Source organism: Paenibacillus sp. P36 (genome assembly GCF_045866505.1).
Classification (GTDB): Bacteria; Bacillota; Bacilli; order Paenibacillales; family NBRC-103111; genus Paenibacillus_E; species Paenibacillus_E chondroitinus.
The window spans coordinates 8530868-8550455 of record NZ_AP038372.1; the positions used below are offsets into that span (position 1 = coordinate 8530868).

Below are 19588 nucleotides of genomic sequence, written 5' to 3' on the forward strand. Positions count from 1 at the left end.
TAATTCCACGAAATCCAGCAATTTTCGTCCATTATCCGATGAATTAGCTGGAGCTTCTCCTGCAATTGCTTAGCCCAGACCAACGCAGCTCCGATTAGCGGTAGTTTTTCCTTCTATATATAGCAGAGGCAACAATAGTCATCCTAGGGGAACCCCCGCTCGAGCTCACGCCTCGAGCGGGTTCACCGCCTCATGGAGCAGCTGCTCCAACTCGGCGGTGTAGGTCGCCTGCTGCGCTTCGTTCCAGCCGAAGCGCTCCGCCATGAAGGCGATGGCTGGCGCCTTCCACTGCCGTGCCCACGCGATATCGAAGAAGAGGGCCCCCGTGCGGCGGATGAAGAAATCCGCCGGCTTCACGGCCATCTCGCACTCGATCGCGTACACGAGCGAAGCGAGCACAGCGGCGGGCATCTTCCGGCACTCCGCCTCATTCCAGTACTGCGCCACCAAGGCAAACACGGCATCCACATTGGAGCCGTAACGCCGCGCCAGCAGCGCAGCCTCAGGACTCGTCAGCCCAAGCCGTTGGCCTTGGCTGATCTTGCTCTGCAAGAACGACTCCAGCTTCGCGGAGCCGCCAACCTCGCCGCCGGAAATCGGCAGCGTGCGGGTACGGCTCGGCGACAACGCCGTCGCCGAAACCAGGCCCTCCGCCACCAGCATGGCGGCGATCTTGTCTACGACCGTCTCCGCCATTTTGCGGTAGCCGGTCAGCTTGCCCCCGGCCATCGAAATGAGGCCGGAGTCCGACACGAAGATTTCATCGCGGCGCGAAATCTCCGAAGGATCTTTGCCCTCCTGATGGATCAGCGGGCGCAGCCCGGTCCAGCTCGACTCCACGTCCGCTTCCGTCAAGCCGAGGGTCGGGAACATCTCGTTCGCGGCGCGCAGCACATAAGCGCGGTCCGCCACGGTAATTCGGGGATTCACGATATCCCCTTTATAATTCGTATCCGTCGTCCCGACGTAAGTTTTGCCGTCACGCGGAATGGCAAACACCATGCGTCCATCCGGCGTATCAAAATAAATCGCCTGACGCAGCGGAAATTTGCTCTGATCAAACACCAAATGTACCCCTTTGGTCAGATGGAGCGTTTTTCCTTTCTTGGAGTGGTCCATTTCACGCAGCGTATCCACCCAAGGTCCAGCTGCATTCACAATCTTGCTCGCGTATAGCGAATAGGACGATTTCTCGTTGTCACCATCCAGCTGATCCGCCACCCGAACGCCAACTAATTTGCCGTTTTTCATCAGCAGCTCTTCTACTTTGGCATAATTCACAGCTTGTGCGCCAAGCTCCACAGCCTTTTTCATAACCTCAATCGTCAGACGCGCATCATCCGTGCGATATTCCACATAGTAGCCGCCGCCTCGCAGATCTTTCTTTTTCAATAGCGGTTCATGCCCCAGTGTTTCTTGTGGACGGAACATTTTACGGCGCTCCGCTCGTTTCACTCCCGCTAAGAAATCGTAGACCCTTAAACCAAGAGACGTAGACAGCTTGCCGAACGTACCCCCTTTATAAAAAGGCAGCAGCATCCACTCCGGTGTCGTGACGTGCGGACCGTTTTCGTACACAATCGCACGCTCTTTGCCTACTTCAGCAACAACCTTCACATCCAGCTGTTTCAAATACCGCAGCCCTCCGTGCACAAGCTTCGTCGACCGGCTCGACGTTCCCGCAGCATAATCCTGCATATCGATTAGCGCCGTGCGCAGCCCTCTGCTCTGGGCGTCAAGCGCGATACCCGCGCCAGTAATTCCCCCGCCGATTACGATTAAATCAAAAGTCGTCTCCGACATGGTTTGCAGCATTTCTTGTCTTTTTAACCCACTAAAGCTATGTGTCACTTCTCGCATCTCCGTCATTACAGTCATCTCAATGATCTCCCTTCGTATATGAAAAATAAAAAGCCGCAACAAACCTAACACGCTATCACGTGCAGGCCGCTGTGGCTTCTCCCTAGTCTCCAACCAAATTATTAACTTGTTATAAGTATATCATAGCATTGCCCAAATTATTTAAAAGCCATCGCGGCTCCAACTGCTTTTTTCCAACCACTGTACAATTGTTCTTGGCGTTCCGCTTCCATCACGGGCTTGAATGCCTCATCCACCTGCCATTGCGCCGCAATTTCCGCTTGATCTTGCCAAAAACCTACAGCCAGCCCAGCCAAGAAAGCTGCCCCAAGCGCCGTCGTTTCACTGATGACCGGACGCTCCACCGTGACGCCTAGCATGTCGCTTTGGAACTGCATGAGAAAGTTGTTTCTCACGGCGCCGCCATCAACCCGCAGCTTCGTGAGCTGAATACCGGAATCGTCTTCCATCGCCTGCAGCACATCTTTCGTCTGATAAGCAAGGGATTCGAGTGTTGCCCGGATAAAATGCTCTTTGGACGTCCCCCGCGTCAACCCGAAAATCGCGCCTCGAACGTCGCTATCCCAATAGGGGGTACCCAGACCAACAAAAGCCGGAACGACATAAACACCATCCGTCGACTCCACACGCTGGGCGTAAGCCTCGGTGTCCTGCGCCATTTTGATCATCCTCAGCCCGTCTCGCAGCCACTGAATCGCAGATCCCGCAACGAAAATACTGCCTTCCAGCGCGTACTCTACTTTCCCGTTCAGCCCCCAAGCAATCGTGGTCAAAAGCCCGCTGCGCGAAGGAATCGCATGATTGCCTGTGTTCATCAGCATAAAACAGCCGGTGCCATAGGTGTTCTTGGCCATCCCTTTTTCAAAACATGCCTGCCCGAACAAGGCCGCCTGCTGATCACCCGCCGCACCCGCAATCGGGATCGCCGAGCCGAACAAAAGATTTTCCTGCGTATGGCCGTATACTTCCGAAGAAGAGCGCACCTCTGGCAGCATGGAAGCCGGGATGTCCAGATAACCCAACAGCTCTTCATCCCACTTCAACTCATGGATATTATAGAGCAGCGTTCGCGAAGCGTTGGAATAGTCCGTCACATGCGCCTTGCCGCCGGTCAGCTTCCAAATCAGCCAAGTGTCCATCGTGCCAAACAGTAAATCTCCTCGCTCCGCTTTCTCTCTTGCGCCATCCACGTGATCCAGAATCCACTTGATCTTGGTCCCCGAGAAGTAAGCGTCAATTAAAAGCCCCGTGCGCTCGCGAAAAATATCATTAAGCCCTTGCGCCTTAAGCGCTTCGCAAATATCTGCTGTCTGGCGAGACTGCCATACAATGGCATGATACACCGGCATTCCCGTATGCCGATCCCAGACGACCGCCGTTTCACGTTGGTTCGTGATGCCAATACCTGCGATCTCCGCTGGCTGAATGCCGGATTCCGACAAAACCGCCGCGATGACTCCTTGAATCGATAGCCATATTTCATTGGCGTCATGCTCTACCCAGCCCGGCTTCGGAAAATGCTGCTTAAACTCCTGCTGGGCCGTGTGCACGATGCTCCCTTTTTGATTAAATAAAATCGCTCTGGAACTTGTCGTTCCCTGATCCAGCGAAAGAATATAGGAAGAGGCTTCTGCCATTGTTCTACCTCCAAAAGTTAGGATCGTTGATCATACTGCTGCCACAATTCTGTGTTCGACGTCGTGACGGCTGTCGCTCCAGCTCCTAATGCCTGCTCCACATCGCTTACAGAACGAATAAGTCCTCCTGCAAAAATAGGAATACCCGAACGTTCCTTCACTTCCTTAATAATGTGCGGAATAATGCCAGGAAGGACCTCGATGTAATCTGGCTGCGTTCGTTCCAAGAGCGTATAGCTCTTTTCAAGTGCGCTGCTGTCCAGGAGAAAAAGGCGCTGAATGGCGATGAGCCCATTCTGTTTCGTCTTCGTGATGACCGTGCCCCGTGTAGAAATGATCCCGGCAGGACGAATGCTCTGACACAGGAACTCAGCTGCATACTCGTCATTTTTCAGCCCTTCAATCAAATCCGCGTGCAGCAGCAGCTTTTTGCCGTTTGCCCGGCCCAGATCCACGATGTTTTTCAACTGTCCCACATGGCTGTCCAGCAGCACAATATAGGTATAAGAAGTTTTTAGCAGCTTCTCTAAATCCTTCATCTTGCGAATCGCCGGTAAAATCCGTTGCTCCTGCAAAGACAAGCTCATCATCTCCGTTCACACGTTCCTATGCACGCCCCTGAGGGATGACAACAAAAAAACTCACCAAAAGATATGCCCATTCCTATGAAAATGGCAATCCTCTGTGAGTCTCCTGTTCTCCGTCACATGTTATTAACTTACTTCCCATTGTACTGACACCTGCTCCACCTGTCAATGAGAACAGCGCCCATCTTACATCAGGTTGATAGCGCCTTGCGTACGGCTAAAATGTATTTGGATTGATCGAGCGGATTCACGCCTCGCCGCTTCCGCTCCGCGTGCACATCCGGCGGACTCGGCTGGTAGCCCCCGAACGACGAAGTGATAACCCCTCTGCCTCCGGACATCGCACTAAGCTTCACTGGATAGTCCAGAGAAGTAGCCACGGGCAGCCGACCTTCTACGACAAATCGATCACCGCTCAGCTGCGGCGGATCAAAACTCGCTCGCATTTGCACCAAATCGCTAAGCACCTTGCCTCCGTAAACCTCTGGAACGGTAATGCGCACTTGCAGCATCGGCTCAAGCAGTGTAGTCCCCGTTTGCGCCAAGCCTTGCATAAGACCCATCGGTGTCGCCACAGCAAAATCAAGCGGGTGCGTATGCCATACATGATGCTCACCCTCCACGAGCGTTACCTTGAGATCGGTAACTTCTCAGCCGAGTAGCCCTTGTTGCAGCGCTTCCGGCACTCGGCGCTCTACTTCGCTCTGGTACTGCGCCAACAATTGATCGGCGCGTACCTGCGACGAATACACGAGCCCGCTGCCCGGCGCCCCGGGCTCGATGCGGAAGCGCAGTATGGCCCAGCACGGCTTGGGCATCGTATAAGCAATGAAGCCTTCACCTGGCTGAGAAGGCGTTTCTTTGTAGATCACGGAAGGCTGATCGAACCTTGCTTGCAGCCCGAATCGCGAAGCCAGCAGACTGGTCAGAATCTCAAGCTGGATGGCGCCCATCACCTTCACATGCAGCTCGCGTTCCTCTTGCAGCCACTGGAGATCAAGCAGCGGATCCTCGTCCGTTAGCTCCTGCAGCGCAGCGACGAGTGCCGGATACTGCGCGTCGCTCTCCGCATGCACCTGCACGGTCAACAGCGGCACGGCAAGCCGTGGAGCCGGCGGCACCGCATCAGGCCGGCCCAGCACGTCGCCGATGCGCACCTGCGTCAAGCCGCAGATCGCCGCGATGTCGCCTGCCGCAACATAACCGATATCTTCGGCGCGGCGGCCGTCGATTTTGCGAATCTGGGTCACCTTCTCCTCCACGCCCCGCGTGGCATTGAGCACGGTGTCCCGGTTGCGGATCGCCCCCTCGTAGAGGCGGACGTACGCCATTCTCCCCATGGTCTTGTCCCGCTCGACCTTGAACACCACGGCCGATAGCGGCTGCTCCGCGCCGCCGCTCGGCCCGGGCAAATAATCGAGGATAGCTTCCATCAGCTCCTCGATCCCCAACCCTTTGCTCGATGCTCCAACGAGCAAAGGAAAGGCCTTCCCCTGCCGCGCATAGCGCTGCAGGGTTGCTTTTACATCGCGTGCCGGGATGGGCACGCCTTCGATGTAGCTCGTGAGCAGCTGCTCATCGAGCTCGGACAGCTTTTCGACCGCTGCCGCGAGGTCGAAGCCGGGCGCGCCGGGCGCGCCCTCGATCAGCACGTTCTCCGCGCCGCGGAACGTGTCTTCGACGCCGAGCGGTGCATAGATCGGCACCGCCATGCCCGTAAGCTGCTTCTCTATGTCGCGCAGCACTCTGTCCGCGTCCGCGCCAACGCGGTCCATTTTATTCACATAGAGTAGAGTTGGAATTTGGAGTGACTGCAGCGCATGCCAAATCATCTCGGTCTGCGACTGCACCCCTTCAACGGCAGAAACAATCAAAATCGCGCCATCCATCACGCGCAGAGAACGCTCCACCTCGGATAGGAAATCTACGTGTCCAGGAGTGTCTACCAGATTAATAGAAGTTTCTTTCCATGTAAAAGTGGTTGTCGCGCTGCGCACCGAAATGCCGCGCTCCCGTTCCACATCCATAGAATCCGTTTGCGCGGTGCCGCTATCTACACTGCCTAAGGCGCGAATTCGCCCGCTATGATAAAGCAAATGCTCGGTTGTCGTCGTTTTGCCCGCGTCCACGTGAGCGAAAATGCCCACATTTCTTCGCGGAATAGCTTGATCTTTGCCCATTTCGTCGGTCATTGAAGTGCTCTGCTCCTTCTATTTACCAGCCTTTGTCTCCCTATTATACTTGAAGAACAGACACCTACGTACATTTACCCGTAAACTTTTGAGGAGGTAAGCGGCTATGTTGGATATTGATCCCTCTAACTCTGATTCTGACTCCAATGAACAAAAACCACCCGTCTCTTCGCGTACAGCGATCCTGCTGCATAAGGAACATCCGGCTATCCTGGCGCTTTCTGAAGCTGACCACCGTTTAGCCTGCCTTATTCGCCTGGTTGGCGAGCTGACTTTGACACCGAGTGCCTCTCCTTTCGAATCGCTGGCAATGTCAATTATTTCCCAGCAGCTATCCACCAAAGCGGCAGCTACCATCAAAGCCAGAGTGAAAGAGATCGTTCCCGAATTCACTCCGGAGCTTGTGCTCGCCGCGGATGAGACTGCTATCCGGCAATGCGGAGTCTCTTTTCCCAAGATTCGCTATATTCGCGATCTTAGCATGAAAGTCGTAGCCGGAGATCTGCGATTGGACGCCTTGCATGAGCTGGATAACGAGGAGCTCTTGAAGAAGCTTACAAGTGTCAAAGGCATTGGAATATGGACAGCAGAAATGTTCATGATTTTTGCTTTGGGCCGTCAGGATATCATGTCCGTCGGCGATGCCGGTCTCCAGCGCGCTGCCCGCTGGCTGCACCAATTGGAGGAGCGCAAGGATGGCAACTACTTGGGGCAAATCGCCCCGGCATGGTCCCCGTACCGAAGCTTCGCCTCGCTTTACTTATGGCGCGCCGTCGATATGGGCTTCGTTGATTCCGGGCTTTCGGTGGAAGCCTGTCTGGACTCGTCGGTGATTGTGGAGGAGACGTGAGGTTGAAGCAGATCAGCTTCATTGGACAATTTCCAATGAAAACACCAATAATGAACTCCAATTGCTTATTTGGTTGGACATAATCCAATGAGACTGTAATATCCGGTGCTATAGAAGCTTGATTAACTGACTTCATTGGATTTCATCCAATAGAATCGCAAATCAACCCTTCATATCACTGTGTTCGTTGGATTTGGTCCAATGAACACAACTAACAGCAAAGCCTGACGGATCAATTTTTCCGTCAGGCTTCATTATGTCGCTTGCTATGTTGCACTTTCTGCAATACACTATCACAACTCCGCCGTCCGCAGTCCCCTCAAATAAGTCTGAAGCAGCCGCCTCAAGCTCTCATCACGCTCAAGCCCCATGCGGAACCCATTCCTGTGCTCAAGCGATGCGAAGCCATGCACCATACTCCGAAAGCCGCGCACCACATGCAGCGCATCCTCCTCACTGAGTCCATACGGTTCAAGAATCCGCAGTAAAAAGAACACAACATCATTGCCCGCCTCCTTCAACTCCGGATCTTCATAATCAGGCAAGATGGAAATAGCCTCATACAAACCCGGATGTTTCCGGGCAAAATCTACATAAGCAAAACCTACAGCTAACAAAGCATCGTCTTTCGCTTTGCCAATTACCGCATCGACCATGGCCGCTTTGATGAGCATCAGTCCACGCCGGGAAAGCTGCGTCCGCAGGTCTGGTAGACCTTTAATATGGTTATAAAGCGATGGCGTTTTTACATTTAATTTGGCTGCTAATGCTGCTAATGTCAGCCCTTCGACACCCTGTGTATCTGCCATTTCCACAGCTGCTTGCAGCACGTTTTCTGCGTCTAGTCCTTGTCGTTGCGCCATGGATGTCCCGTCCCTTTTATCTAAATGTTTGCCGCTGTCATCTGAAATTTCTGAGCTGCCTCCGCAATGGCGCGATCGATCACCGCAAGCGGCTGTTCGATCATTACACCGTGCCCGACCGCAAGAAGACTCGGAGACAGCTGTCTCAATTTGCGTGCGCTCTCCAGCGACACTTCTTTGTTCCATGTGGCCATGGCCGGGAATGGAAACCAGAACTTCATCAAACCGGAAACCGCCACCCCACCGCGAACTTGAAAAGCATCACCGGCAATCAACGCACGGCTGCGTACATCCAGAAATGCCATCGATCCCGGTGTATGTCCTGGAGCCGAAATGGCTTGAAGCGAGCCAACGTAATCGCCATCTTTTAACAACACATCCGGCTTCGTCTGCACCGACTTGGGAACGTCTCCTTTGATCGGTAAATTTGCCTCGCCGTCCTCCAGTTCCTTGCTGCCCGCCAGCAGCTTGGCATCTCTTCGCGAAATATACACCTTCGCCTGCGGCAGGACTTTTTTCAAACCATCCAATGCGCCAATATGATCGCCATGTGCGTGCGTTAGCACGATGCGGGTAATGGGTTTCCCGATGCTCTCTGCAGCCTGAAGAATACCTTTCACACTGAATGGCAAAGCCGCATCAACCAGCGTCAATTCATTCTCTTCCTCCACCAAATAACAATTTACCGGAAAAAATCTCGGCATAAAAGACACCTGATACAAAAACCCTATTTTCGTTACCTTCATTTTGAACGCCTCCCGCTTATTATCTATATAAGTATAATAACTAAGGTCATTAGTTTTGTAAAGCTGTCTTTGGCCTAAATCTCATTTATTTTTCTAATATGATAAAATAACAGTTATCGCACTACCTAATCATGTAAAAAAGTGAGGATTTCCAATGAACACTGAAACTTTAGAGCTTTTTCGTACATTGACTGAACTCCAGGCAGCTCCTGGCTTCGAACGGGACATCCGTAAGTTTGTCCGTGGTGAAATGGAGAAATACACCGATGAGTTCGTCCAAGATGGCCTCGGCAGCTTGTTTGGCATCCTGCGTGGCGACGAGACTGGTCCGAAAATCATGGTTGCCGGTCATTTCGACGAGGTTGGCTTCCTGGTTAGCGGCATCACCGAGCACGGCACCATCAAATTCCAGCCCCTCGGCGGCTGGTTCAGTCAAGTGCTGCCCGCCCAGCGCGTGCAGATCATGACCGAGCAAGGGCCGATCATCGGCGTGATCGGCTCGGTGCCCGTGCACTTGCTGGACGAGGCGGCACGCAGCAAGCCCGCAGACATCAAGACGATGTACATTGACATCGGCGCAGAAGATAAAGCCGATGCCCTCGCCATCGGCATCAAGCTCGGGCAGCAGATTGTTCCCATCTGCCCGTTCACGCCCCTGGCCAATCCGAAGCGGATTATGGCCAAAGCTTGGGACAATCGTTACGGCGTAGGCCTGGCGATTGAACTGCTGAAGGAGCTTCACGGCGGGCCGAAGCTCCCGAATGTCCTGTACGCGGGCGCTACCGTACAGGAAGAGGTTGGCGTGCGCGGCGGACGCACGGCGGCGAATCTCATCCAGCCGGACTTGTTCTACGCGCTGGATGCCAGTGCCGCCGGGGATATGACCGGCGACCGCAATGCTTTTGGGCAGCTGGGGCGCGGAGCGCTGCTGCGCATCTTTGACCCTACGATGATCACGCATCGCGGCATGGTGGAGTTCATTCTGGATACGGCGGAGACGCATAAAATCCCGTATCAATATTTTATTTCAGCCGGCGGCACTGATGCCGGACTGGTGCACGTGCAGGGTACCGGCATTCCTTCTGCCGTGATCGGTGTCTGCGCGCGTTATATCCATACTTCCGCTTCGATTCTTCACGTGGATGACTATGCCGCAGCGAAAGAACTGCTCATTAAGCTCGTGCAAGCGAGCGACCGTACGACGTTAAACACGATCCATGCGCAAGCGTAAATCGTGCTCAAGACGATCACCCCGCCCTTCGGCGGGTTTTTTTTATGCAAATGTAGAACTTATGTTCCAATATATGGTATAATTAGCAGAATCATAGGATCATAGAAAGAAGGCCCGTAATGACGTATATCATTCGAGAAGCAAAACCCCAAGATACGAAAGAGATCAGCAATTTTGTTTCCAAGCGGACAGGCAAGATGATTTCCCCTTTGCACATTGAAAATAGGCTGCATTTTATGCGTGACAATCCCGATGAATCCCTCTATGTGTACGAAGAAGAGAACCAAATACTTGGCACTCTAGGGTTTCGTATTCGTCAAGCGGATGATGCCGTTGTGAAGTTTAGCGAAGTCTCCGTGATATCTATGGAAGAAACAGACAGCAGCCAAGCAGCAGCCGATAAGCTAAAAAGCTATGCAGAGCAGCTGGCCCAAGAACACGCCTGCTCAGGGATGTGGTGGATCACAGGTTCGGAGAACCATGGGGATCGCCGGAAAGCGCAGCAACCGCTTGGGTTTCATGAAACCGGATATCGATTCGTCAAAAGATTCCTCTAAAAAAGTCCGCGAATTGACTACGAAACTTTGAGGAGTGATTATTATGTCAACAGGCTTCAACACAGGAGCTTTTCCTAATCAGGGCAGTGCAGGCCTTTTTATGATTATTTTTACAATTGTGGCGGTGCTTATTGGCGGCTTTATTTTATTTGTCATTATCAAAGGATTTATCACATGGACTTCCAATAACTCAGCCCCCATCGAAAATCTGACCTGTAAAGTTGTAGCCAAAAGAATGCAGGTTAGCGGAGGATCCGGGGATTCGAGTGCTAACACGAGCTATTATGCGACCTTTGAATTTGAGGATCGCCAACGATTAGAATTGCGTGTCGGACGGGATCAGTTCGGTTATATTGTTGAGGGAGATCAGGGAATACTGACTTACCAAGGAACCAGATTCAAAGGGTTTTCTCGCCATTTATCTTTTCAAGCTTAAGAGAGTTCGGTACCCAAAAATAATAGATTTACAAAACCTTTACAAAAACTAAGCAATTTGAAGAAAATCAAAGAAAACACGAAGATAGTCAGTAATAATCTCTTTTTAGCAAATATTCTGAATATTTACAATATTATAATAATGGTCTATAGTTGGGTTAGGCTCACTTGAAGGACAAGCCTTACAGCTGGTAAGGACCCCTAAGGGTAGCCAGGATATTCTCAACTTAGGAAGGGGATAGTCCAATGGACAAGGTTAGCGAAACATGCCCACTTTTCCTTCAAACGACGGAAGAAAAGGTGCGGGAACGCGTTACGTTCATCGGGCATGTGGGAATCCAGAAGCGGTAAATGTGATCAGCGTTTATTCGAGGAAAGGATCCTTTTATAGTCGTAATTTCAACGGAAGTTGGTTTGATTGGAGTGTGCGTAGGGACAATTGAATACGATGTGTGAAACTTAGAGACCTCCGGTTATCAGTGATAAGCGGAGGTCTCTATTTGTGCTCCTTCTAAGACTCTTGCAACGAGAACCGAACAATAAACGTCGTCTTTTTCTCCGGTTTACTTTCTACGGATATCGTACCTGCATGCATATCAATGATCTTTTTCACAATCGATAGTCCTAGTCCGTTGCCTCCTGAGGTTCGATTTCTCGATTTATCCGCTTTGTAGAAACGCTCAAAGATATGAGGCAAGTCTTCCTCAGTAATATTAGCGCCATTATTGGAGATTCGAATAATAACTTCTTTTCGGGTGCTTTCAACATGGACCCCTATGGTGCCGCCAACAGGCGTGAATTTGACCGCATTATGAATTAAATTCGTCCACACCTGGCTCAATAAATCTTCATCGGCCAATAGCGTAACGGGTTCCAGATCAATATCCATTTCGATATTTTTCTCTATCCACTGCGGTTCACAGGCAAGAATATGATTGCGGATCTGCTTATCCAGCCGGTAACTTTTCGGTTCAAAAGGGTGATGCTGTGACTCTAATGACGATAATTTAAGCAAGTTATCACTTAGCTTGGAAAGGCGTGTGCTTTCGGCTTCAATAATTTCCAAATAATGCTTGCGTTCCTCTGGCGTGATGCTCTCGTTCTGGAGCGCCCTTGAGAAGCCGCTGATCGAAGTGAGAGGGGATTGAATTTCATGCGACACGTTAGAGATGAATTCCTGCCTCATTTTCTCCAATTGGCCCAGCTCTACCGCCATGTTGTTAATGGAATCAACCAGTTCTACAAAGGGGCCATTGTGCGGATTATTATCAACAGACACATTGAAGTCCCCTCTGGACATACTTTGGATCGCCGCAATCATAGTTTTAAAAAATTTCATCTGCTCGCTGCGAAAGAACCTGCCCAAGCATGTCATGGTAACGCCCCATAGAAACATGCCGCTGATACAGTTAATAAGCTGAACAATGACCTCACTTGGGCGCTTATCGATATGGGTGTAAATCCACTCTGTCCCGTAAAAGGCAGCCAGCCAGTAAAGAATGATGAGCAGAAAAAAACCTACGGCGAACAAAGTACCGCGTACACGCTGTCCGCGACTTCTGGGGTCCTTTCTCCGCACTTTCTGTTTCATGATTGCAGGACCTCCATCCGGTAGCCTAGCCCCCGAATCGTCGCAATGCGAAAAGCGTGCCGTTCTTCCGGGAACCGCTCGCGAAGCCGATTGATATGCACATCGATGGTCCGTTCGTTGCCTTCATAATCGAAACCCCAGATTTGCTCGATCAGCTGGTCGCGCGAAAATGTTTTTCCCGGGTAACTCGCCAGCTTATAAAGCAGCTCAAATTCTTTGAGCGGCAGTGTCAAGCTCTCGGAGCCAACGGTTACCTCGTAGGTTTTTTTGTTCATGCTGAGGTCGCCGACCTGAACCGTCTGTGATGCAGCAATTTTATAGCGCTTCAGCAGTGCTTTGACCCGCATCGCAAGCTCGACAGGTTCGAAGGGCTTAACAAGATAGTCATCGGTGCCCAGCTCAAAGCCTTTGACCTTCTGCGAGGTCTCGCCTTTGGCGGTGAGCATGAGCAGTGGGATATCATAGTGCTCCCGCAGTTCTTTGCATAATTCCCATCCGTCCATATTCGGCATCATGATATCCATAATGACCATGTCGACTTGGACGGTTTCCAGCAGCTTGAGCGCTTCCGCGCCATCCGAAGCTTCAACCACCTCGAAGCCTTCGTTCAGCATAAAAACGCGAACCAGCTCACGAATATAAGGATCATCATCTACGATCAGGATTGGAGCCATTTTATATCAAACCTCGCTTCATGTTAGGTCTAATTTTCACTTATTTTAGCATAAAGCACTTTTATAAACTGAATTTAAACCAACGGAGGGTCCATTACTATGTAAGGGCTTTTTTTGGTAAAAAAATTGTGATACATTTTGGAGAAAGTATGTTTTGGGGGGACCTCACCGTATGATAACGAATGCGTATACCGAGTTTTCCATGCTTCAAAGCGCTGAAGCCGAAGTTGCTTATCAGCAAGAGGTATGTGCCGAGGGTTATGCCGGCTTTCGCCGCCTGCTGGACGGCTTAACTGAAGCTATTAAAGCAGCCGCAGATGCGGACATCCCTGGCCTGGAGCTGGCACTCGCCAAAGCTGGCCGCCTCTTTCCTGAGCCGGTGCAATTCAGCCCGTCGTGGGAACGCATTTGGGCCGAGCTTGAGGCTACTTTAGCAGCGAAGAAACACGTCCTGACGACCATTTCACCACCGGAACGCACGGGAGAATGGCAGGTCATTATGGATAACCCGAACTTGGTCCAAGAAGTCGTGTGTTACCCCGGCCTGGACTTCCATGACGCGGCGTATTTATACGCCTATTTTCGCCCCCAACTGGAAAAATCGGAATATATCCGCCTTCAGAAGATTCAAACCGTCATTCAAGAGCTTGGCCACTAAGGACGCGGCCACCCATTCATGTTTTCAGCTTCGATCTCATCCACTCGCACCAATGCAGGTCTGCATCTACTTTGAGCATAGCTTTTTTTACCAGAACGTAATTAGCGAACATAGGGTCATGAAACTCTAATTCCTCAAGCGGTTTCTCACTTTGTCCTTTAACCTTTTCGAAGGACTCCATAAACCGCTCTTTCTTCCCTTTATAATAGCTCGCGCGCTCAACCAACATCTTCAGGGCTTCTTCTTTGTTTACAAGGCCAATGCAGTATATTTTCAGCGCAAATTCATCACGCGTTACCGGCGGGTCTGTAGGCAGCCCGATCCACTCCTGAAGTGCTTTTAATCCGGCTTCTGTTAATGAATAAACTTTTTTATCCGGCTTATCTGACTGTACAACGTGTACAAATTCAACATACCCCTTCTGCTCCAGTTGAGCAAGGAGAGGGTATATTTGACTATGCTTTGCTGGCCAAAAAGGCTGAATATGCTGCATAAGCTCATAGCCCGTTCGAGAATCTTTAGATAGCAGGCTGAGCAATCCATAGGAAAGGGTATTCATAGGAACTCCTTGTTATGTCATAATTGACATATGTCTACTTTGGTAGTATGATGATTTTCATTCAAATTATAGAGAATCCGGCGAGTAAGATCAATGGAGAGTGGAGGTATCAAGTGAGTAAGGATGATTTACAGCAAGTTCGTTTCTGGCCGATTATGATTGCCATCTTCTTCGGATCATTCGTTTCGATCTTAAGTATGAGTACAATCAACATTGCTATACCGATTTTGAGTGAACATTTCAATGCTGATTTGAGTAAAATCCAATGGACCATCACCGGATTTATGCTGGCGAGTGGTACAATTGCTCCTATTACCGGTTACTTAGGTGAGCGATTCAGTTATAAGCGACTGTATGCTTTGGCTCTTGTGGGCTTTACTGTCTTTTCATTACTATGTGCAATTGCCTGGGATGCTTCTTCCCTCATTGCTTTCCGTATTATCCAGGGGGCATTCAGCGGTCTCATCATGCCGGCGACAATGACAATCGTGTATCAGGTCATTCCTCGCGACAAGCAGCCTATTGCGATTTCCCTATGGTCGTTATCCGCTATGATGGCTCCTGCCATCGGGCCGACATTGAGCGGATGGCTTCTGCAGAATTGGAGCTGGCACTGGTTATTCCTTCTTAATGTACCTGTTGGACTTATTGCTATTTTTCTCGTTATCAAACTGATTCCCTTCTACCGTCTTTCTGTGCCAAAAAGGTTTGATGCGATCGGTTTAATCACCGTCGTCCTTGGAAGTCTCTCTTTGCTCGTTGCATTCTCTCAAGGCCATGCCTGGGGATGGACTTCGGGTCGCGTCATCGGGTTGTTCGCAGGAGGTGTCCTTATGCTTGGCCTCTTCATCTGGAGGGAGCTGAAAGCCGATTCACCTTTGCTGAATGTTCGCGTCTTGGCTAATGCGCGCTACTCTTTGACACTTATCATTTCTAGTATTGTTACCATCAGCTTATACTCGGGGACTTTCCTGACACCTATTTTCCTGCAAAATATTCAGCATGTAACGCCACTCGATACTGGCTTAATCCTGCTGCCGGCTTCCCTAGCCATGGCGCTCTGTATGCCGATTGTAGGGAAACTATATAGCATTTTGGGTCCGCGTATTCTTCTGTTTGTCGGAATTTCTTTGATTGCGGTAGGCACATTAACACTTAGCTGGTTGAGTGTCGATGTATCCCGCGGCTATATCTTATTTTGGATGATCGTACGTAACGTCGGGATCGCTTTTGCAACAATGCCAGCGAGCAACGCCGGTATGGAGCAAATTCCGCGCACATTGTCCGGTCATGCAACCTCCATGAGCAACTGGGTGCGCAACGTTTTTGGTTCTTTCGCTATCGCCCTTTTCACTTCTGTTCTGGCGTCCCAAACCGCAACTCATTCCCAAGACCTCGCAACTAGCGGGATCACGGATAAAGCCGTTATCGGTATGCAGTCCTTTACAATGAGCGTGAACGATGTGTATCTACTGGCTACGTTCATCGTGTTAGTTGCGCTGCCGCTCAGCTTGTTCGTCGGCAAACGTCCGATCGAGAAAGAATCTCCTGCTGCGATTGCTGCGGTGATTAGCCCTAAAGCGGCTAAATGATTGATGAAAAGTCCTCGCCTTTGCTGTGTGCTGCACAGTTAGGCGGGGACTTTTCTTATTTGAGAGGGCTTATTCATTCGGACTTCTCAGCTGCTTACTTGAATGCGTTCAGGGCTGAGACGACCTTTTTGGCCATGTTGGCTCTTGGATGTGAGGCTACGTTGTACTTTATGCAACAATTTGGTCACTTTTATACGCTGAAACCACTCTTCATTGTATAAAATACAACTATTTCGCCAAAAAGTGCTGTATATCCACCTTTATGAAGCAAATGGTTGTATTAAATGCAATATAGCGTGCTTTAGCAGCATTATTAGGCGTATTTGATTGTATGAAGTGCAATCAAGGGATGGCACGCATCTGCACATTGACTAGAACGAGCAGCCTGCACTTATGGAGCATCAGCTCCGATTCATTTTAACTTGTATAACCCCCTCTTCTCGCACCATTCTCTCTAATAAGCACATCTGCTGCATCTTTGTCACTTGGAGTAGCTAGTCTCTACATCGGTAGTACAGCGCGCATTCTCAGCCACTCTACCCAAACGCAAAAAAAGCCCTCAGCCAAGGAGAATTCCTTAGACTGAAGGCTTCTATTATTAACCCAGCACTACGCGGTCATCCGACAGCTTGCTGCCGCTGATGTTTTCGAACTCACCGAGCAGCTGCTCCACGGTGAGGTCCTTTTTCCGTTCCTCGCTTACATCGAGGATGATGCGGCCCTTGTCCATCATGATCAGGCGGTTGCCTAGACGAATCGCCTGCTCCATGTTGTGCGTGACCATCAGCGTGGTCAGCTTCATTTCGCGCACGATTTCCTCGGTCAATCGTGTGATCAGCTCCGCCCGCGCAGGGTCGAGCGCGGCGGTATGCTCATCCAGCAGCAGAATCTGCGGCTGGGTGAAGGTCGCCATCAGCAAGCTGAGGGCTTGGCGCTCTCCGCCGGAGAGCAGACCCACCTTTGCGCGCAAGCGATTCTCCAAGCCGATGCCGAGGCGCTGCAGCTGTTCCAGGAACAACGCGCGTCTCCGCGCGTTAGTGCCGAAGCTAAGCCCGCGCTTCTTACCGCGGGTATACGCCATGGCGAGATTCTCCTCGATGGTCATTCGAGGAGCGGTCCCCGCCATGGGATCTTGAAAGACGCGGCCGATCCAGCGGCTGCGCTCATACTCGGGCAGGTGGTGGATCGTCTCACCACTGATCGCCACCTCGCCGGCATCCGGCGTCATCACACCGGAGATGATGTTCATCAGTGTCGATTTGCCGGCGCCGTTACTGCCGATGACCGTGACGAAGTCGCCGGGCTTCAAGGTTAAGTTAATGCCGATCAGCGCGATTTTCTCATCAGCTGAACCAGGGTTAAATAACTTGGAAACATTCGAAAGCTTCAGCATCAGCGTCCACCTCCCTTATTCATTTGAATGGCGTGGGCGATGAGCTCAGCGGAGCGCCGTTTGGCGGTTGCTTTTTGCCGGATAGAACGCTGCACGGATGGCAGCACCAGGGCGATGATAACGATAATTGCAGTGATCAATTTTAAATCGGAAGCATTGAGCCACTCCACCCGCAGTGCCAAAGCGACCACGATACGGTACACAATGGAGCCAAGAACAGCCGCAAGAGTCGCTCGGAACACGCTCTGGGAACCAAAGATCGCTTCCCCGATAATGACCGAAGCCAAACCAATAACAATCATTCCGATGCCCATGGAAATATCGGCGAATCCAGATTGCTGAGCAATCATCGCACCGGAAAGTGCTACTAATCCATTAGATAAGCTGACACCAAGAATGGTGGTATTGTCTGTATTTGCCCCAAAACTGCGAATCATGCGGGCATTATCGCCCGTTGCACGCAGTGACAGTCCCAAATCGGTATGCAGAAACCCGTCCATCAACAATTTAAACAAAATCACAACAATGAATCCCACCGCAATCGGAGAGATGGACGTGAACATGGTATCTGCACCAAGCAATGAAATGTTTGGTTTGCCCATAATCCGCATATTAATCGAATACAAGGCAATCATCATCAAGATACCGGACAAAAGCCCGTTAATTTTCCCCTTCGTATGAAGCAATCCCGTACAAGCCCCGGCAGCCAGTCCCCCTGCAAAAGCAGCCAAACAAGCGAGCAGCGGAGAATATCCGTGTGAAATCATAATGGCTGCAATTGCGCCGCCAGTCGTGAAACTCCCGTCCACCGTCAAATCAGGGAAATCGAGAATGCGAAAAGTGATGTAGACACCAAGCGCCATCAGGGCATAAAGAAGACCCAGCTCGACAGCACCGCTCATGGAATCCATCATGTTGAAACAACCTCCTAGTTTAAAATAAACAACGCCTAACCTCAGGTAGACGGGAGAAAAAAAGAGATGAACGAAAGTGACGTCCACCCCTTTTGTATCCCAAAATCTTACTGAATAATGTTTTTCTCTTTATCTTTTACAGCATTTTTCATAGCATCCGTTACTTCAACGCCTTGCGCCTTAGCTGCTTTCAGGTTCAAGATCAGATCGAGCTTATCAGGAACAGTTACTTTCATGTCCGCTGTTTTCTTCCCGTTTTTCAAAATATCAACAGCCATTTGTCCAACTTGATAACCATGATCGTAGTATTTGAAGCCAACCGTTGCAAATGCTCCTTTTTCCACGGTATCGCGGTCACTGGAGAAGAACGGAATGTGCTTTTCGTTAGCAATTTGAATGATGCCATCTACACCACTAACAACGGTGTTGTCGAGTGTAATCAAGAATGCGTCTGCGCGTCCAACAAGGGATTGAGCAGCTTGTTTTACTTCAGATGTATTCGTTACTGGCGCTTTTATAAGTTTGATGTTGTTTTTCGCCAAAGCTTGCTCAGCATTTTTCGCCATGATCACGGCGTTCGGCTCACCTTCGTTGATAACAAGACCGACTGTTTTCACTTTAGGCATGTTAGCTGCAACGAAATCCATCAATTGTGCGACCGCCATTGGGTTCGTGTCCGATGCTCCGGAAACCGTACCGCCTGGTTTGTCTACATTTGTTACGATTTTAGCTGCAACTGGATCCGTAACGGCTGCAAAAAGAACCGGAGCTTTTTTCACTTGCTGTACAACCGCTTGAGCGGATGGTGTTGCGATACCTAGCACCAGGTCGTTGTCTCCGGAAGCGATTTTTTGCGCGATGGATAAATTGTTCGTTTGATCGCCCTGCGCATTGTTGTAGTCAACCTTCAGGTTCGTGCCTTCTACGATTCCAGCGTCTTTAAGCGCTGCCAAAAAGCCCTGACGAGTCGCATCCAAAGATGGATGTTCCACGATTTGCGAAATCGCGATTTTGTACGTTTTTGCCGCAGCTGCCGTTGCTGCTGGAGCTGTTGATGCGCCGCCTGCTGCAGGCGTTGTCTCTGTCTTTTGACCACAACCGGCTACGACCATAAGAGCTGCTGATAATACAAGTGATGCAAGTGCTTTCTTTTTCAACCTAATTACCCCTCTCTTTTTTCCCTTTTGGTTGACTTGAACCCATTGCCCGCTCACCACTTTAACGCTTT

The 19588-nt window shown here is 50.6% G+C and carries 19 protein-coding genes; 6 read left to right on the top strand and 13 right to left on the bottom strand.

What is annotated here, in order from left to right:
* Positions 1-165: 165 nt before the first annotated feature.
* The 5 genes from ACKTT9_RS37480 to ACKTT9_RS37500 form a co-directional block, all read right to left on the bottom strand.
* Entirely contained in the window at positions 166-1869 is a 1704-nt protein-coding gene (locus tag ACKTT9_RS37480; protein ID WP_407873187.1) for a glycerol-3-phosphate dehydrogenase/oxidase, read from the bottom strand.
* A gap of 149 nt (positions 1870-2018) precedes the next feature.
* Positions 2019-3518 carry a glycerol kinase GlpK gene (glpK, locus tag ACKTT9_RS37485; protein WP_157318354.1) on the bottom strand — a complete coding sequence of 500 codons (1500 nt, stop codon included), beginning with the start codon at positions 3516-3518 and terminating at the stop codon, positions 2019-2021.
* Positions 3519-3535: 17 nt separating this feature from the next.
* The gene (locus ACKTT9_RS37490) at positions 3536-4099 is read right to left on the bottom strand and encodes a glycerol-3-phosphate responsive antiterminator (RefSeq protein ID WP_407869935.1); all 564 of its coding nucleotides are present in this window, start codon (positions 4097-4099) and stop codon (positions 3536-3538) included.
* A 197-nt stretch (positions 4100-4296) separates the two neighbouring features.
* On the bottom strand, positions 4297-4728 hold the full coding sequence (locus ACKTT9_RS37495; protein WP_407869936.1) for a hypothetical protein: 432 nt from the start codon (positions 4726-4728) through the stop codon (positions 4297-4299).
* A 27-nt stretch (positions 4729-4755) separates the two neighbouring features.
* On the bottom strand, positions 4756-6297 hold the full coding sequence (locus tag ACKTT9_RS37500; RefSeq protein WP_407869937.1) for a GTP-binding protein: 1542 nt from the start codon (positions 6295-6297) through the stop codon (positions 4756-4758).
* Positions 6298-6403: 106 nt separating this feature from the next.
* Between ACKTT9_RS37500 and ACKTT9_RS37505 the strand changes: the two genes are divergently transcribed.
* Positions 6404-7147, top strand: a complete 744-nt coding sequence (locus ACKTT9_RS37505) for a DNA-3-methyladenine glycosylase family protein (protein ID WP_407869938.1) — start codon at positions 6404-6406, stop codon at positions 7145-7147.
* 293 nt (positions 7148-7440) lie between these two features.
* Here ACKTT9_RS37505 and ACKTT9_RS37510 read toward each other — a convergent pair whose 3' ends face one another.
* Both ACKTT9_RS37510 and ACKTT9_RS37515 read right to left on the bottom strand, forming a co-directional pair.
* Positions 7441-8010: a TetR/AcrR family transcriptional regulator gene (locus ACKTT9_RS37510; RefSeq protein ID WP_407869939.1), complete on the bottom strand. Its 570-nt coding sequence runs from the start codon at positions 8008-8010 to the stop codon at positions 7441-7443.
* A 20-nt stretch (positions 8011-8030) separates the two neighbouring features.
* Entirely contained in the window at positions 8031-8756 is a 726-nt protein-coding gene (locus ACKTT9_RS37515; protein ID WP_407869940.1) for an MBL fold metallo-hydrolase, read from the bottom strand.
* Positions 8757-8910: 154 nt separating this feature from the next.
* Here ACKTT9_RS37515 and ACKTT9_RS37520 point away from each other — a divergent pair, with 154 nt between their 5' ends.
* The 3 genes from ACKTT9_RS37520 to ACKTT9_RS37530 all read left to right on the top strand — a co-directional run bounded on the left by ACKTT9_RS37520 (position 8911) and on the right by ACKTT9_RS37530 (position 10980).
* On the top strand, positions 8911-9987 hold the full coding sequence (locus tag ACKTT9_RS37520) for a M42 family metallopeptidase (RefSeq protein ID WP_407869941.1): 1077 nt from the start codon (positions 8911-8913) through the stop codon (positions 9985-9987).
* A gap of 119 nt (positions 9988-10106) precedes the next feature.
* Positions 10107-10544, top strand: a complete 438-nt coding sequence (locus ACKTT9_RS37525) for a GNAT family N-acetyltransferase (RefSeq protein WP_407869942.1) — start codon at positions 10107-10109, stop codon at positions 10542-10544.
* A gap of 43 nt (positions 10545-10587) precedes the next feature.
* The gene (locus ACKTT9_RS37530; protein WP_407869943.1) at positions 10588-10980 is read left to right on the top strand and encodes a DUF2500 domain-containing protein; all 393 of its coding nucleotides are present in this window, start codon (positions 10588-10590) and stop codon (positions 10978-10980) included.
* A 510-nt stretch (positions 10981-11490) separates the two neighbouring features.
* On the opposite strand, the gene ACKTT9_RS37535 is transcribed toward ACKTT9_RS37530, so the two are convergent.
* A complete protein-coding gene (locus ACKTT9_RS37535) occupies positions 11491-12570 on the bottom strand; it encodes a sensor histidine kinase (RefSeq protein ID WP_407869944.1) in 1080 nt (359 codons plus the stop codon).
* On the bottom strand, positions 12567-13244 hold the full coding sequence (locus tag ACKTT9_RS37540) for a response regulator transcription factor (protein WP_407869945.1): 678 nt from the start codon (positions 13242-13244) through the stop codon (positions 12567-12569). The genes ACKTT9_RS37535 and ACKTT9_RS37540 overlap by 4 nt, the downstream gene beginning before the upstream one ends.
* A 172-nt stretch (positions 13245-13416) precedes the next feature.
* On the opposite strand from ACKTT9_RS37540, the gene ACKTT9_RS37545 reads away from it, so the two are divergent.
* Entirely contained in the window at positions 13417-13902 is a 486-nt protein-coding gene (locus ACKTT9_RS37545; RefSeq protein WP_407869946.1) for a hypothetical protein, read from the top strand.
* 16 nt (positions 13903-13918) lie between these two features.
* Here ACKTT9_RS37545 and ACKTT9_RS37550 read toward each other — a convergent pair whose 3' ends face one another.
* Positions 13919-14461, bottom strand: a complete 543-nt coding sequence (locus ACKTT9_RS37550; protein ID WP_407869947.1) for a PadR family transcriptional regulator — start codon at positions 14459-14461, stop codon at positions 13919-13921.
* 155 nt (positions 14462-14616) lie between these two features.
* Between ACKTT9_RS37550 and ACKTT9_RS37555 the strand changes: the two genes are divergently transcribed.
* Positions 14617-16053, top strand: coding sequence for a DHA2 family efflux MFS transporter permease subunit (locus ACKTT9_RS37555; protein WP_407873188.1), 1437 nt, complete (start codon positions 14617-14619; stop codon positions 16051-16053).
* A 598-nt stretch (positions 16054-16651) separates the two neighbouring features.
* Here the strand turns inward: ACKTT9_RS37555 and ACKTT9_RS37560 are convergent.
* The 3 genes from ACKTT9_RS37560 to ACKTT9_RS37570 form a co-directional block, all read right to left on the bottom strand.
* Positions 16652-17446 (bottom strand): ABC transporter ATP-binding protein, encoded by a 795-nt coding sequence (locus tag ACKTT9_RS37560; RefSeq protein ID WP_127453829.1) that lies wholly within the window; start codon positions 17444-17446, stop codon positions 16652-16654.
* Positions 17446-18360 (bottom strand): ABC transporter permease, encoded by a 915-nt coding sequence (locus ACKTT9_RS37565; RefSeq protein WP_407869948.1) that lies wholly within the window; start codon positions 18358-18360, stop codon positions 17446-17448. Before ACKTT9_RS37565 ends, ACKTT9_RS37560 begins: the two co-directional genes overlap by 1 nt.
* A gap of 107 nt (positions 18361-18467) precedes the next feature.
* Positions 18468-19517 carry an ABC transporter substrate-binding protein gene (locus ACKTT9_RS37570; protein ID WP_315954448.1) on the bottom strand — a complete coding sequence of 350 codons (1050 nt, stop codon included), beginning with the start codon at positions 19515-19517 and terminating at the stop codon, positions 18468-18470.
* Positions 19518-19588 lie beyond the last annotated feature (71 nt).

Coding starts and splice junctions, on each gene's coding strand:
- ACKTT9_RS37480 (WP_407873187.1), bottom strand. CDS start 1,869: ATGACGGAGATGCGAGAAGTGACACATAGCTTTAGTGGGTTAAAAAGA.
- ACKTT9_RS37505 (WP_407869938.1), top strand. CDS start 6,404: ATGTTGGATATTGATCCCTCTAACTCTGATTCTGACTCCAATGAACAA.
- ACKTT9_RS37560 (WP_127453829.1), bottom strand. CDS start 17,446: ATGCTGAAGCTTTCGAATGTTTCCAAGTTATTTAACCCTGGTTCAGCT.
- ACKTT9_RS37530 (WP_407869943.1), top strand. CDS start 10,588: ATGTCAACAGGCTTCAACACAGGAGCTTTTCCTAATCAGGGCAGTGCA.
- ACKTT9_RS37540 (WP_407869945.1), bottom strand. CDS start 13,244: ATGGCTCCAATCCTGATCGTAGATGATGATCCTTATATTCGTGAGCTG.
- ACKTT9_RS37515 (WP_407869940.1), bottom strand. CDS start 8,756: ATGAAGGTAACGAAAATAGGGTTTTTGTATCAGGTGTCTTTTATGCCG.
- ACKTT9_RS37510 (WP_407869939.1), bottom strand. CDS start 8,010: ATGGCGCAACGACAAGGACTAGACGCAGAAAACGTGCTGCAAGCAGCT.
- ACKTT9_RS37535 (WP_407869944.1), bottom strand. CDS start 12,570: ATGAAACAGAAAGTGCGGAGAAAGGACCCCAGAAGTCGCGGACAGCGT.
- ACKTT9_RS37555 (WP_407873188.1), top strand. CDS start 14,617: ATGATTGCCATCTTCTTCGGATCATTCGTTTCGATCTTAAGTATGAGT.
- ACKTT9_RS37520 (WP_407869941.1), top strand. CDS start 8,911: ATGAACACTGAAACTTTAGAGCTTTTTCGTACATTGACTGAACTCCAG.
- glpK (WP_157318354.1), bottom strand. CDS start 3,518: ATGGCAGAAGCCTCTTCCTATATTCTTTCGCTGGATCAGGGAACGACA.
- ACKTT9_RS37565 (WP_407869948.1), bottom strand. CDS start 18,360: ATGATGGATTCCATGAGCGGTGCTGTCGAGCTGGGTCTTCTTTATGCC.
- ACKTT9_RS37525 (WP_407869942.1), top strand. CDS start 10,107: ATGACGTATATCATTCGAGAAGCAAAACCCCAAGATACGAAAGAGATC.
- ACKTT9_RS37500 (WP_407869937.1), bottom strand. CDS start 6,297: ATGACCGACGAAATGGGCAAAGATCAAGCTATTCCGCGAAGAAATGTG.
- ACKTT9_RS37545 (WP_407869946.1), top strand. CDS start 13,417: ATGATAACGAATGCGTATACCGAGTTTTCCATGCTTCAAAGCGCTGAA.
- ACKTT9_RS37550 (WP_407869947.1), bottom strand. CDS start 14,461: ATGAATACCCTTTCCTATGGATTGCTCAGCCTGCTATCTAAAGATTCT.